We start from the raw sequence: 12,258 nt of genomic DNA, 5'->3' as shown, positions 1-12,258 counted from the left end.
CCGCCGTCTCCCGCAAGGGGAGAGGGGAGAACTCGACGCCGCAGCCGCCACAGCGTTAAGTGGTCGCGCGATGACCGACCTCGCCGCCGCCTCCCCCTCCGCCGGAACGCCCGCTCCGATCGCGCTCGTCGCGCTGACCGGCCGGCTCGTCTGGTCTTACGGGCCGCAGCTCGCCGTCGTCGCGACGCTTGGGCTCATCGCCCGCGAACTGCTGATCGAGGCGTCGGTCGCGCTCGGTTTCCTCAACCGGCTCGCGGGGCTGACCGCCCTCACCCTTGTGGTGCTGGCGCATCTCGTGATGGTGGTGGCGCTCTACGAGACGGCGCGCCCCGGCCTGCCCTCGCTCGAAGCCGCCCGGACGAGCGGCGCGGAGCCCCTCCCCGATGCGCAGCCGCGACGGCGGCGCGGCGAGACCGCCCGGCGCTACGCCTCCGCGGTGACGCTCACCCTTGCGCCGTTCTTCGCCATCTACGCCGCCTGGGGGTTCCTGGCCGACGCCGTCCGCGACTACTCCAAGCACGCGCTGGCGCTGACGCCCTTCGGCGAGAGCGGAAACATTCTGGACGTCTCCGGCGGCGCGTGGCTTGCGGCCTCGGTCGCGCTCGCCTGGGCCATAAGGCGTTTCGCCAAGCACATGCGGGCGAAGACAGGCACGGCCGCCTGGGACTGGCTGATCGTCACCTGCGAGGCGCTCTGGGCCTTCATCGGCCTGTTCGTCATCTCGAACTGGAAGAACGAGATCCTCGCCGCGCTCGCGATCGTCCCCGAGACGATCGGAGCCCTCATCGGCGTGGCGAAGGCCGCCGGCGTCCCGCCGCCGATCGAGCAGACGCCGCCTGCGCTCGGCGACGCGCTCGCCGGCGTGTTCTTCTATGCGCTCTATCCGCTCGTCCAGCTCACCATCGCGGCGCTGATCTATGGCTACGACGTCCATGGCGTGGACGAGCCGGCGGCAGGCCGCGGCGCGCAGGCGCTGGCGCGCTGGCGGTCGTCGCCCAAGGCCGCACGCGATTTCGTGGGTCATTTCGTCGACGGGCTGCTGAAGCGCTACCGCGCCATCGCGAACGGCGTGCGGCTCACGCTCACGAGCGGCGTCGCGCTGATCGCGACCGCCGTCGTGCTGTTCCGCCTCATCGACTGGCTCTCCGCCTGGGCATGGAGCGGCGCGGCGCTCGTCATCGGCCCGCACGAGCTTCGTGAATGGCAAGCGCTGTCGAACGGGATTTCGCTGCTGTTCGGGACGCCCTCGGCGCCTGGCGACGGGGTTCTGGTCACCCCGCTAAAGATCTGCCTGCTGGCCGCGACGATCGAGATCGCCTTCTCGCGCGGCGCGAGGTTTCGGAAGCGGGGGTGAGCGCGCCGCCCGTCTTCCTTCCCTCCTTGCAGGAGAAGGCGGCCTCGGCCAAGCCGAGGACGGATGGGGGGTGCGGGCGGCGCCCTTCACGGACAAGGCGGCGGTTCAGCCCTCACCCTACCCTCTCCGCACGGGGAGAGGGACGCCCCTCATCGCCGCTCCGCCGCGCCTTCGAAGCGCAACGCCTCGGGCCGCGCGGAGCCGACAGAGAAGGACGGCTTGAGGCTCGCAAGCGCATCGCGCGGGACCAGAAACGCCTCTTGCACCAAGAGCCTCGTTCCCGCGGGCTTCGGCGCGAGCGCGGCGCCGGAACAGCCCTTGGTCTCCTGCGCGTCCGGAACGATCGCCTTCTCGACGTCGCGCGTCAGCGTCAGGAACAGCGGCTTCCAGCGCCGCCCCCTGTCGTCCAACACCGTCAGCGCGCAGGCGAGCCATTCGAGCTCGCCGACGTCGCGCTCGGCGACCGCCTCCAGCCGCACCAACGCGAGGGCGCGGTCCGGCGGCATCTTGAGCCGGGGGTCGCCGCGCTCGCCGGTCACGATCTTGAACGCGTCCAGCCGGAAGCGCGCGCCGGCGTAGGGCGCGGCGGCGCCCGCCGGCACGGCGACGGGCGAGAGCTCCCCGGCCCACAGGAGATCCTTCACGTCGCGCCAGCTCGCGATCGCGAAGGCGGCCGGCAGCAGCACGGCGAGCGCCAGAAGGCTCCAGAGCCGCGGGCGCCCCCGCGGAGCCTCAACCGTGGAGGTCGCCATCGTCGAGATCCAGTTCGTCCTCGATCCGCATGGCCCCCTCGCCCGTCGCCGCGAACGAGAGCTGCGTGTCGAGCCGAGGGTCCGAAGTCAGCGACAGCTTCAGCCGCGCGCCGGCCGCCTCGTCGGCCGGGATCTCGAACACGATCAGCCCGCGCCGCGAGAGCCCCGGCTGCAGCGGCTTGCCGATGACGAGAGCTTTCGCCTTGTCCACCCGCACATCCGCCGAATAGCTGCGCCCGCTCGGGCCGGCCCAGATCGCGCCCATCACCGTCGCGGTCTCGGTCGTGGCCCAGAGTTCCGCCGGAACCACCACCCAGACGCCCTCGGTGTCCCGCACCACGGATTTCGCGATCATCTTCGCCCGCACGCGTCTGGCGAAGCGCGGCGCGCCTATCCTGGCGCCGAACGCCCTGCCCTCGGCGCGCTCGCCGATCATCGCCGACTGCTCGATCGGTCCGGTGAGCGTCGCATAGCCCGGCGTCGTGAAGCGCATCGCCGCGAGCGCGGCGGCGGCGACCGCCACGACGGCGAGGCTCTTGAGCGCCCCCCGCAGCGTCATGGCCGTCCCCCGGCCCCGAGCGGCAGCGTCGCGGTCGCGACCTCGCGCGCGTTGCTCCAGATCGGCGCGCCGTAGAGGTTGTCGCGCGGCTTGAAGGTGAGGCCCGTCAGCGTCACCGCGAGGTTTTCCGGCGTCGTGGCGCCTGCAGGCCAGACCCACACCGCCGAGACGCGCTCGACGAGCCGCGGCTGGAGAGCCCGCAGCGTCTCCCGGTCGCGCGCGAGATAGAAGGTGGGACGCGGCTCGAGTCCCGCGGGCGCGTTGTTCAGGCGGATCACGTCCGAATAGAGGTTCGAGCTCTCGGCCGTGCGGTTCTCGAGCGACATGTCGACCACGAGCGCCTGCCCGCCGCCGCGAACCGGACGGCCGTCCGGCGTCTCGGACGACAGCCGCGCGCCGATGAGCCGCACGGTCCACCGCCCGGCCTCGACCGGCTGGCCGAGCTCGATCGTCGGAACGTCGGGCTGCTGGCGCTTGTCCCAGATGGCGAGCCCGAGCGAGAGGCCGGCCGCGGCGAGCCCGCCGACGCCCGCCAGCAGCTTCGCCCGAACCCTCTGGGCGCGGCTCGGCTCCGGAGGGGGCGTCACGCCCTCCCCGCCCGGCGCGGACGAGGTCACAGCGTGCGCTTGGCCGCGCGTTCGCGTGCCTGCGCCACGGCTTCCTTGAACTCGGCGTAGTCCAGCGAGGCCGCCACTTTCAGCGGGCCGATGAGGTAGACCGGCGTGCCCTGGAACAGCATGCCGCGCGCCTGCGCGTCGTTGCGCTTCAGCAGCGCGACGATCTCCTTGTCCTTCGCCGCCGCGTCGGTCTTGAGCCGCGCCATGTCGACGCCTGCGGCCGCCACCGCCGCCTCCATCCGGTCGGTGGAGACCGAGCCGCCCTTCAGCGTCATCAGCGCCTTGTGGGCGGCCTCATAGCGGCCCTGATACTTGGCGGCGAGCGCGAGCTTAGCCCCGAAGACCGAGCTTTCGGCGAGGATCGGCCAGTCCTTGTAGACCAGCCGGATCTTGCCGTCGTCCTTCACCAGCTTCTCAAGCGCCGACGCGGACTTTTTGCAGAAACCGCAATTGTAATCGACATAGGCCACGATCGTGACGTCGCCGTCCGCCGATCCGCCGACCGGCGCCGCGGGATCGGCCGTGATCATCTCGCGGGAGACGTCGGAGGGGCCCGCGATCGCCTGCGGCCCCGCAAGCGCGAAGGTCAGCGCCAGCGCCGCCGCGCGTCCGAATCGCCAAGGTCCCATCGCGCGGTTCTCCTTCCGGCTTGCGCGCCCATGATAGCGGGCTCGCCCGGCCGGCGCGACAGCCGCCCGCGCTTACTCGACCTTGAGAACCTGCGAGACGTTGCGCGGCCGCGCGAAGGAGACGTTCTCATGCGTGGCCTGGGCGAGGCCCGCGAGGCCGAACAGCGGCCTGTAGGGCGTCGAGGTCTCGACCATCAGGATCGACTCGCCAATCCCCGCAAGCGGCGTCGAGACCAGCGCGCTGTCGATCAGCGTGCGCTTGGCGTAGGGCGCGGTGGCGTAGGACCAGTTGACCACGAACAGCGGCCCGATCTTGGTTGCGCTCGTCACCCGGAACCCGATGGTGCGCGCGTTCGAGGTCGCGATGCGTTCGGCGAGCGTCTTGACCAGCGCGAGATAGCTGTCGCTGACGCTGTTTTGCCGCGCGATGATGTCGGCCGCCACATAGGTCGCGCGCTTGCTGCGGTAGTCCTCGCGGCCCATGACGAAATAGGTCGCGGCGCCGAGCACCACGACGATCAGGATCGGCACCACGACGCTGAACTCGATCGCGGCCACGCCGTTCTCGTCGGCTGCGAACCGCCGGCCGATCGCGCGCCGCATGCGCCCTATGAGGCTCGCCCGGCTCATGGCTCGTTCATGAATCCGCTGGTCGCGACCACGTCAAAGCCGCCGGAGGCGTTGCGCGGCAGGCCGAGGCCGGTTCCGAGAAACGGCATCAGCGGATCGACGTTGAGGCACGCGCGCGCCAGCACCATCTCGGAGCGCGCGCCGCTGTTGTAGGTGACCGTCGGCTTCGGCGCGGTCCGCGACACGCAGGTCACCCCCGTGCTCGGGAAGCTCGACGCCGCCTTGATCACCGTCATCTCGACGGTGAGCCGGGCCGCGCAGCCGGTCGAAAACAGCAGCATCCCGCCGCAGACCGCGTCCTTGAACTGGTCCTGCACGACAGCCGACACGCCGCCCTGCACGCGCACGGTCCTCACCGCCTTGTCGACCGAGCGGTCGAGCAGCATCGACTGCAGCATCAGCCCGCCGACGTCGAAGGTGCCGAGCACCAGCGCCAGGAACAGCGGCCCGACCATGCCGAATTCGATCGCGGCGACGCCGTCGCGTCCGCGGGCGAAGCGGCGCGCCGTCGGGAGAAGAGCGAAGCGGGCCGCCATGTCAGTTGGTCAGCCGCAGCGGCGAGATGCTGCGGGCGACGTCCTGGAAGATGCGGCTGATGTCGCTCGTCTTGGCCTCGTAGAACTTGTCGGGGCTCGACGCGCAGGCCTTGAGCTTGGAGAGGAAGTTCGGGTCTGACCCGTTCACCTCGAAGCCGATGGTGTAGACCACCACGCCATGGGCCTTGGCGGCGGCGCAGGCCGCGCTCATGTTCGACAGGTTCGTCGAGGCCGAGAGGATCTGCTTGTTGGAGTCCGGGCTCTTCGTGACCGGCTGCTCGTTGACGTATTCGCCGGACTTCGGCCGGAACTGACCGACGACCTCGCCGTCGGTCATGAGCACGATCACCTTCAGCGTCTTGTCCGAATAGGCGGCCGGCCGGTTCGCGAATTGCGCAGGGGCCAGCGAGACGCCCGCGAGCTTGGCCTTGAGCAGGATGGAGCGGAAGCCGGGGTCCAGCAGATGGAGCCCCCACTTCATCGCGATGTGCGTCGCCGTGCCGTCGAACATATGGTACTCGTCGATCTTCGCCTGAAGCGCGGCGGCGTCGTTCGACACGTATGAGATCGAGGTCTCTTCGGTCGGGCAGTTCCACGGGTCGAAGCCCGTGTTGGTGCCCACCACCCAGGTGCTGAACTGCGGAACCTGATCCTGGGTCGGGAAGTCCGGAATGGATTCCGTGTAGGTCGGCTCGAGCACCGAGAAGCACGACGACTTGTCATGCTTGCGCGCGGACGCGCCCGCAAAGGCGTTGTAAGCCGCATGGCCGACGTTCACCTGACCGGCGAACGGGATCAGGTTGATGGACGTGTAGTCCTTGGTCTTGGGCGTCAGAAGCTGGGCGATGAAGTTCTTGGCCGCCGGGCGCATGGCGTTGATGCGGGCGCCGCGCATCGATCCCGAGAGATCGAGCACGAACGAAATCTCGATGTCCTTGAACGCCTCTTCGGCCGCGCCCGCGGCCTTCACCGACATGGTGGGGATGCGCGCGACACCGAGAAAGCTGGTCTTGATGTCGAGCGCGACCGAGCCGGTCACGGCGCGGGAGGAGACCGTCTTGGTCTCGCTGACGGTCAGCCGGTAGTCCTTGAAGCCGGCCGCGTCGAGATAGGAGCGGACCGTCGGCTCGGCGGCGTTTGGCTGCAGCAGCGCGGAGGCCGCGATCAAACCGGAGTCGAGGGCGTCCTGAAGCCTAACCCGCTGACGCTCGTGCATCATGAGGTCGACCCCGCCGCCAGCGATGAGAATCAACGGCAGACTTAGCAACGCCGTCATGACGGACACATTGCCGGATTCGGTCGCGCGGAAGCGGCGGAAACGGAACATTGCGGTGGGCCGAGAAGCGAGGAGACGCCGCAATCAGATATGTCAGACAGTGACTAATATTCACTTACCTCCTTACGGTTGCGCGCGCGCACGCATCCGCTGAAGCCCCGGAAGGCTTTCAACCGAAGATCTGGGAGCCGCTCCAGCCGACGCCGGAACCGCCGATCGTCCGCTCGTCGCCCCTGCGAGGACGACCGCGGCGGGCGTCGCGCAAACGTCGCAATCCGCCTGCGCGGACGCCGGAGCCCGGCAAAATCTGCCGCCCTTTAACGCCTCGTTAACCACGCCGGCGCGACTGTCGGGTCAACGCTTCCTTAACCACCCGAGTCGCCCCGGAAACGCCGCCTGTGTCGCCAGCCGCCCTCCAGATCGTCCCGAAAGTCGCCGAGGCCGAAGCCGAGGCGCCCGCCAAGCGCAAGCCCGTCCGGTTCCGCGGGCGCTCCTTCATGGCGCTCGTGCTCTCGCCCGAGCAGCCGGTCGTCGAATGGCTGGCCGAACTCGACGAACTGACCGCGCGCTCGCCGGGCTTTTTCGGCGGCCGTCCCGTCATTCTGGACGTCTCGGCCCTCAAGCTGTCGCCCCGCACGCTCGCGGCGTTTCTCGGCGACCTCGAACAGCGCGGCGTGAAGCTGATCGGCGTCGAAGGCTGCGACCCGAAGTTCCTCGACGGCCCCAACGCCAAGCTCGCGATGCCGATCGGCGGCCGCGCGGCCGGCGAGATCGCCGCTCCCGAGGCGCAGGCCGCGAACGCGACCTCGCTCGTGATCGACCATACGGTGCGGTCCGGCCAGGCGGTGTCGTTCCAGGGCGACGTGACGATCTGCGGGTCGGTGGCGTCCGGAGCCGAAATCGTGGCCGGCGGCTCGATCCACGTCTATGGCGCGCTGCGCGGCCGGGCGATCGCCGGCTCGGCCGGCAACCCGAAGGCGCGCATCTTCTGCAGCCGCCTCGACGCCGAGCTGCTCGCGATCGACGGCGTCTACATGACGACCGACGAGCTGGATCCCGCGCTGCGCGGCAAGCCCGCCCGCGCCTTCATCGAACATGAGACGCTGAAGGTTTCGGCGCTCGACTGACTTCGTGACGATGCTTCTTTCAAGGAGACACTTAAATGGCTGAGGTTCTGGTCGTCACGTCGGGCAAGGGGGGCGTGGGCAAGACCACGTCGACGGCCGCCCTCGGAGCGGCGCTTGCGCAGACCGGGCAGAGCGTGTGCGTGGTCGACTTCGACGTCGGCCTGCGCAACCTCGACCTGGTCATGGGCGCCGAGCGTCGGGTGGTCTACGACCTCATCAACGTCGTCCAGGGCGACGCCAACCTCAACCAGGCGCTGATCCGCGACAAGCGCATCGACACGCTCTCGCTGCTGCCGGCGAGCCAGACGCGCGACAAGGACGCGCTGACCGCCGAAGGCGTCGAGCGCGTGATCAACGAGCTCAAGGGCCGCTTCGACTGGATCATCTGCGACAGCCCCGCCGGCATCGAGCGCGGCGCCTATTTCGCGATGCGCCACGCCGATCTCGCGGTGATCGTGACGAACCCGGAAGTCTCCTCGGTGCGCGACAGCGACCGCATCATCGGCCTGCTGGACAGCAAGACCGAAAAGGCCGAGCGCGGCGAGACGATGGAGAAGCTCCTGCTTCTCACCCGCTACGATCCCGTGCGCGCCGAGCGCGGCGACATGCTGAAGGTCGACGACGTCCTCGAGATCCTCTCGATCGGCCTGCTCGGCATCATCCCGGAGAGCCCGGAAGTGCTGAAGGCCTCGAACCTTGGGTCGCCGGTCACGCTCGCGAACCCGATCTCGGCGCCGGCCCGCGCCTACGCCGACGCCGCGCGGCGTCTTCGCGGCGAGACCATCCAGATGACCGTGCCGAGCGACCGCAAGGGTTTCTTCGGCAACCTCTTCGGCCGGAGGGCCGCGGCATGAGCGTTCTGAGGTTCTTCACGCGTCGCTCCTCCGCGCCTGCGGCTCGGGAGCGCCTCCAGCTGCTCCTGGCCCATGAGCGCGCAGTGTTCGGCCGCACGGACCTCGTCGCCCTGCTGCAGGACGAGATCCTCGCCGTCATCGCCAAGCATGTCGCGATCGATCCGGAGAAGGTCCGGGTGAAGCTTGACAGGCAGGACACGCTGGCCACGCTCGAGGTCGACATCGAGATCCGCACCCCCGCCGCCGGAGCGCTCAAGCTCGCGGGATGACGCCCGCGTTCTGACAGCTTCCAGACAGATATCGGCCGCGCCTTTTCTAGGGCGCGGCCGTATTTTTTTGGCGCGCCAAAGCATGCGCTTCCTTGTCGAAGACGAACCGCATATGGTCGCGCCGCAACAAGGAGACCGCCTGCGCCCGATGACCCGAGCCTCGAAGACCGCCAAATCCGCATCCGGATCCATCGACGCCGTTCCCGCAAAGCCGAAGCAGCCGAGAGCCAAGACGCCCGTCGCAGCGGCTGTCGCCGAGACCGCCATCGAGGCGACGGCGAAGGCGGCCGCGAAATCGGCGGCCAAGACCGCTTCGAAGAAAACAGAGAAGGTCTCCGCGAAAAAGGACGACGTCGCCAAAGCCGCCAAGAAGGACAAGGCCGGCAAAGCGCCGAAGGTCGCCAAGTCCTCCAAGCGCAGCGAGCTCGGCCCCGACTTCATCTGCGTTGGCCTGCAGAAGGGCGGCACGCAGTGGCTCTACGACCAGTTGCAGAACCACGACGACTTCTGGATGCCTCCCTACAAGGAGATCCACTATTTCGATCGCCGGTTCCCGGACAACAACATCGGCCGCGCGGCTCGGAACTACGCCGAGTCGCCCGAACGCGTGACGGCCAAGCGCGACAAGCGCGGCGACGCGCCGATCGACGAGCGCGGGGCCGCCTTCTACGCCAAGGTGCTTGAGCACGACGCGCGCCAGGGCGACATCGGCGCCTATGGCCGCCTGTTCGCCATGAAGGGCGAGAAGGTCACGGGCGACGTGACGCCGGCCTATTGCTCGCTCGACGAGAAGACGATCCGCAAGCTCGCGGCGGAATTTCCGCACATGCGCATCTGCCTGATGCTGCGCGAGCCGGTCTCGCGCCTCTGGTCGCAGTGGCGCATGCACAACGCCAGCAAGCGCCGGCCGCATCGCGCCGAGAAGCGGCTCAAGACCTTCAAGAAGTTCATCGTCGAGCCTGAGGTTCTGGCCCGCTCGTTCCCGAGCGAGATCGCGAAGCGCTGGCAGGCCGCCTTCGGCGACCGGTTCCGCTACTTCTTCCTCGACGACGTCGCGTCGCGGCCCGACGAGGTGCGCGCCGAGATCATCTCGTTCCTCGGCGGCGACCCGGAGAAGTCCTCGAACTTCAATCCGGATTTCAATCGCAAGGCGAAGTCGCGGCCGTCGAAGCGCTCGAAGAAGGTCCAGAAGCTGATGCAGGAGCTGTTCGAGACCGAGCGCGCGAAATGCGCCAAGGCGTTCGGCGGCGCGGCCGAGAAATGGCCCGACCTGCCCTACTGATCGGCCAGTGCGCGCCCCGGTCGAAATCCGTTGGATCTCGACCGGGCGGAAACAGCCGGACTTCGGCGCCAGGACACGTCAAAACAGTTTTTCATCACGCGCTGACCATGCCATAGCTGCCTAGGGCTTCGGATCGTTTCCCTAGGATTATCTGCGCGTGGACACTCTTGACCTGACCGCGTGCGATCGCGAGCCGATCCATGCGCCGGGAGCCATTCAGCCCCATGGCCTGCTGCTCGTCGCCGATCCTTCGAGCCTCAAGCTTCTCGGCGTCGCCGGCGACGTCGAGAGCAAGCTCGGCCTGTCCGACTGGTCCGGCCAGCCTCTTCAGGACGTGATCGGGTCCGATTTCGCGCTCCGCGCCAAGTCCGCGCCGGCGAACCGGCCGGCGATCTATCTCGGCAAGTTCCGCACGAGCGACGGCGAGGCCTTCGACGCCAGCGCCCATCGCGCCGAATGCGGCGTGATCGTCGAGCTCGAACCCGCAGAGCACGGCTCGCGGCCGGGCGGCGTGCTGCTCGGAGAGATCGAGGCGACGGCCGCCGCGCTCGAACGCGCCGCGAGCATCGACGAGCTCTGCGCGATCGCCGCCAAGGAGTTCCGGCGCATCACCGGCTACGACCGGATCATGATCTATCGCTTCCTCGACGACGATTCCGGCCAGGTGCTGGGCGAGGATCGCGATCCGTCGATGCGCGCCTTCATGCACCACCGCTTTCCCGCGACCGACATCCCCAAGCAGGCCCGCGCCCTCTACCTGCGCAATCTCGTCCGCGTCATTCCCGACGTCGGCTACGCGCCTGCGCCGCTGCGCTTCGCCGACGGCCGCGCTCCGGAGGTCGACATTTCGGACGCGGCGCTGCGCAGCGTCTCGCCCATCCATGTGCAGTATCTGAAGAACATGGGCGTCGGCGCGTCCGCCTCGGTCTCGATCGTCAAGGACGGCGTGCTGTGGGGGCTCGCGGCCTGCCACAACTCGACGCCGAAGCCGATCGGCTTCGACCAGCGCGCGGCGGCCCGCGCCGTCGCCGGAGCGTTCGGCCGCCAGATCCGCGTCAAGGACGACACCGACGCCTTCCGCGAGCGCGTGAGGCTGCGCAGCTATCAGGACGACCTCGTCGCGCTGCTGTCGCGCGAGGGCACGCTCGAAGAGGCGATCTCGAACCATGTGGACGAGATCCGCCGGGCGCTCGGCGGCGACGGCGTCGCGATCTTGCGCGGGCGCGATCTGCTGACGAGCGGCCGCTGCCCGGCCGAACGCGAGATCCGGGCGCTCGCCCAATGGTCGCTCAGCCGCGGCGCCGAGCAGGTGTTCTCGACCGACCGACTGGTCGAGATCTATCCCACCGCCGCGACCTTCGAGGGCGTCGGCGCCGGGCTGCTCGCCGTGACGCTGTCGGTCAGCGACCCTTGGGTGGTGCTGTGGTTCCGCGCCGAGGAGATCGAAGTCGTCGAATGGGCGGGCAATCCGCACAAGGAGGACCCGTCCGATCCGCAGGCGATCCTCACCCCCCGCTCCTCCTTCGAGGTGTGGCGGGAGACCGTGCGCGGGCGGTCGCGGCGCTGGACGCCGGCCGAAGTCGAGGCCGCGGGCCGGCTTCGTTCGGCCGTCATCGAGGTCTGGCAGAGCCGCGGGCTGATGGAGATCAACCGCCGCCTCGCCGCCACCATCGAGGAGAAGGACCTTCTCATCCAGCAGAAGGAGTTCCTGATCGGCGAGGTGAACCACCGCGTCCAGAACAGCCTTCAGCTGGTCTCGAGCTTCCTCGCCTTGCAGGGGCGCTCGTCCAACCAGCCCGGGCTCGCGCCCGCGCTCGAGGAGGCCCGCCGCCGCCTGACCGCCGTCGCGCTGGTGCATCGCCGGCTCTACCGCTCCGACCAGGTCGAGACCGTCGACGTCTCGCGCTACGTCGACGAGCTCGTGGCCGACGTCGTGTCGTCGCTCGGCGAAAACTGGCGCGACAAGCTCACCCTCGATCTCGCGCCCATCCTGCTGGCGACCGACCGCGCCATCAGCCTCGGCCTCGTGCTCACCGAACTCATGATCAACGCCACCAAATACGCCTATGGCGGCGAAGCCGGTCCGCTTCTGGTGACGGTGATGGAGGATCGCGCCAGCTTCCGCCTCGTCGTCGCCGACAAGGGCGTCGGCGCGCCGGACCTCACCCGTCGCGGATTCGGCTCGCGGATGATGGACGCGCTCGTCAAGCAGATCGGCGGCGAGATGATCCGCGAGGACAACCGCCCCGGCCTCAAGGTCACGCTGACCGCCCCGCTCGTCGCGCCGAAGGGCGGCTGATCCGGCAGGCGAGCACGCCGGAGCCACACTACTACCTATGGCTAGGACATAGTGCTGCATTGCAGCTCCTCTTT

The 12,258-nt window shown here is 69.0% G+C and carries 13 protein-coding genes; 6 read left to right on the top strand and 7 right to left on the bottom strand.

Annotated elements, in window-relative coordinates; translation table 11 throughout:
• The first annotated feature begins 70 nt into the window (after positions 1-70).
• On the top strand, positions 71-1,354 hold the full coding sequence (locus ACFOWB_RS12045; protein WP_261402472.1) for a hypothetical protein: 1,284 nt from the start codon (positions 71-73) through the stop codon (positions 1,352-1,354).
• 149 nt (positions 1,355-1,503) lie between these two features.
• On the opposite strand, the gene ACFOWB_RS12040 is transcribed toward ACFOWB_RS12045, so the two are convergent.
• From ACFOWB_RS12040 to ACFOWB_RS12010, 7 genes are all read right to left on the bottom strand, one after another.
• Positions 1,504-2,106 (bottom strand): hypothetical protein, encoded by a 603-nt coding sequence (locus ACFOWB_RS12040; RefSeq protein WP_261402471.1) that lies wholly within the window; start codon positions 2,104-2,106, stop codon positions 1,504-1,506.
• Entirely contained in the window at positions 2,087-2,665 is a 579-nt protein-coding gene (locus ACFOWB_RS12035; RefSeq protein WP_261402470.1) for a hypothetical protein, read from the bottom strand. The genes ACFOWB_RS12040 and ACFOWB_RS12035 overlap by 20 nt, the downstream gene beginning before the upstream one ends.
• On the bottom strand, positions 2,662-3,252 hold the full coding sequence (locus ACFOWB_RS12030; RefSeq protein WP_378147501.1) for a hypothetical protein: 591 nt from the start codon (positions 3,250-3,252) through the stop codon (positions 2,662-2,664). Before ACFOWB_RS12030 ends, ACFOWB_RS12035 begins: the two co-directional genes overlap by 4 nt.
• Before the next feature lie 26 nt (positions 3,253-3,278).
• Entirely contained in the window at positions 3,279-3,911 is a 633-nt protein-coding gene (locus tag ACFOWB_RS12025) for a DsbA family protein (protein ID WP_261402468.1), read from the bottom strand.
• A gap of 72 nt (positions 3,912-3,983) precedes the next feature.
• On the bottom strand, positions 3,984-4,541 hold the full coding sequence (locus tag ACFOWB_RS12020; RefSeq protein WP_378147499.1) for a hypothetical protein: 558 nt from the start codon (positions 4,539-4,541) through the stop codon (positions 3,984-3,986).
• On the bottom strand, positions 4,538-5,077 hold the full coding sequence (locus tag ACFOWB_RS12015; RefSeq protein WP_261402466.1) for a TadE/TadG family type IV pilus assembly protein: 540 nt from the start codon (positions 5,075-5,077) through the stop codon (positions 4,538-4,540). Before ACFOWB_RS12015 ends, ACFOWB_RS12020 begins: the two co-directional genes overlap by 4 nt.
• 1 nt (position 5,078) lies before the next feature.
• Entirely contained in the window at positions 5,079-6,404 is a 1,326-nt protein-coding gene (locus tag ACFOWB_RS12010) for a TadE/TadG family type IV pilus assembly protein (RefSeq protein ID WP_261402465.1), read from the bottom strand.
• 347 nt (positions 6,405-6,751) lie between these two features.
• Between ACFOWB_RS12010 and minC the strand changes: the two genes are divergently transcribed.
• The 5 genes from minC to ACFOWB_RS11985 all read left to right on the top strand — a co-directional run bounded on the left by minC (position 6,752) and on the right by ACFOWB_RS11985 (position 12,184).
• Positions 6,752-7,480, top strand: coding sequence for a septum site-determining protein MinC (gene minC, locus ACFOWB_RS12005; RefSeq protein ID WP_261402464.1), 729 nt, complete (start codon positions 6,752-6,754; stop codon positions 7,478-7,480).
• Between the two features lie 35 nt (positions 7,481-7,515).
• The gene (minD, locus tag ACFOWB_RS12000) at positions 7,516-8,334 is read left to right on the top strand and encodes a septum site-determining protein MinD (RefSeq protein WP_261402463.1); all 819 of its coding nucleotides are present in this window, start codon (positions 7,516-7,518) and stop codon (positions 8,332-8,334) included.
• Positions 8,331-8,603: a cell division topological specificity factor MinE gene (minE, locus tag ACFOWB_RS11995; protein WP_261402462.1), complete on the top strand. Its 273-nt coding sequence runs from the start codon at positions 8,331-8,333 to the stop codon at positions 8,601-8,603. The genes minD and minE overlap by 4 nt, the downstream gene beginning before the upstream one ends.
• 148 nt (positions 8,604-8,751) lie before the next feature.
• Positions 8,752-9,885 (top strand): sulfotransferase, encoded by a 1,134-nt coding sequence (locus ACFOWB_RS11990; RefSeq protein WP_378147495.1) that lies wholly within the window; start codon positions 8,752-8,754, stop codon positions 9,883-9,885.
• Between the two features lie 157 nt (positions 9,886-10,042).
• Positions 10,043-12,184, top strand: a complete 2,142-nt coding sequence (locus ACFOWB_RS11985; RefSeq protein ID WP_378147493.1) for a histidine kinase dimerization/phosphoacceptor domain -containing protein — start codon at positions 10,043-10,045, stop codon at positions 12,182-12,184.
• Positions 12,185-12,258: the final 74 nt, after the last annotated feature.

The organism is Chenggangzhangella methanolivorans (genome assembly GCF_042648545.1).
GTDB classification, from domain to species: Bacteria; Pseudomonadota; Alphaproteobacteria; order Rhizobiales; family Methylopilaceae; genus Methylopila; species Methylopila methanolivorans.
Note: the sequence above shows the minus strand (reverse complement) of the source record. Positions and strands in the feature narration are given on the sequence as shown.

Bases quoted from the DNA above. Each gene is read 5' to 3' on its own strand.
- ACFOWB_RS12010 (WP_261402465.1), bottom strand. From the start codon at position 6,404: ATGTTCCGTTTCCGCCGCTTCCGCGCGACCGAATCCGGCAATGTGTCC.
- ACFOWB_RS11990 (WP_378147495.1), top strand. From the start codon at position 8,752: ATGACCCGAGCCTCGAAGACCGCCAAATCCGCATCCGGATCCATCGAC.
- ACFOWB_RS12035 (WP_261402470.1), bottom strand. From the start codon at position 2,665: ATGACGCTGCGGGGGGCGCTCAAGAGCCTCGCCGTCGTGGCGGTCGCC.
- ACFOWB_RS12015 (WP_261402466.1), bottom strand. From the start codon at position 5,077: ATGGCGGCCCGCTTCGCTCTTCTCCCGACGGCGCGCCGCTTCGCCCGC.
- ACFOWB_RS12020 (WP_378147499.1), bottom strand. From the start codon at position 4,541: ATGAGCCGGGCGAGCCTCATAGGGCGCATGCGGCGCGCGATCGGCCGG.
- minD (WP_261402463.1), top strand. From the start codon at position 7,516: ATGGCTGAGGTTCTGGTCGTCACGTCGGGCAAGGGGGGCGTGGGCAAG.
- ACFOWB_RS12040 (WP_261402471.1), bottom strand. From the start codon at position 2,106: ATGGCGACCTCCACGGTTGAGGCTCCGCGGGGGCGCCCGCGGCTCTGG.
- minE (WP_261402462.1), top strand. From the start codon at position 8,331: ATGAGCGTTCTGAGGTTCTTCACGCGTCGCTCCTCCGCGCCTGCGGCT.
- ACFOWB_RS12025 (WP_261402468.1), bottom strand. From the start codon at position 3,911: ATGGGACCTTGGCGATTCGGACGCGCGGCGGCGCTGGCGCTGACCTTC.
- ACFOWB_RS12045 (WP_261402472.1), top strand. From the start codon at position 71: ATGACCGACCTCGCCGCCGCCTCCCCCTCCGCCGGAACGCCCGCTCCG.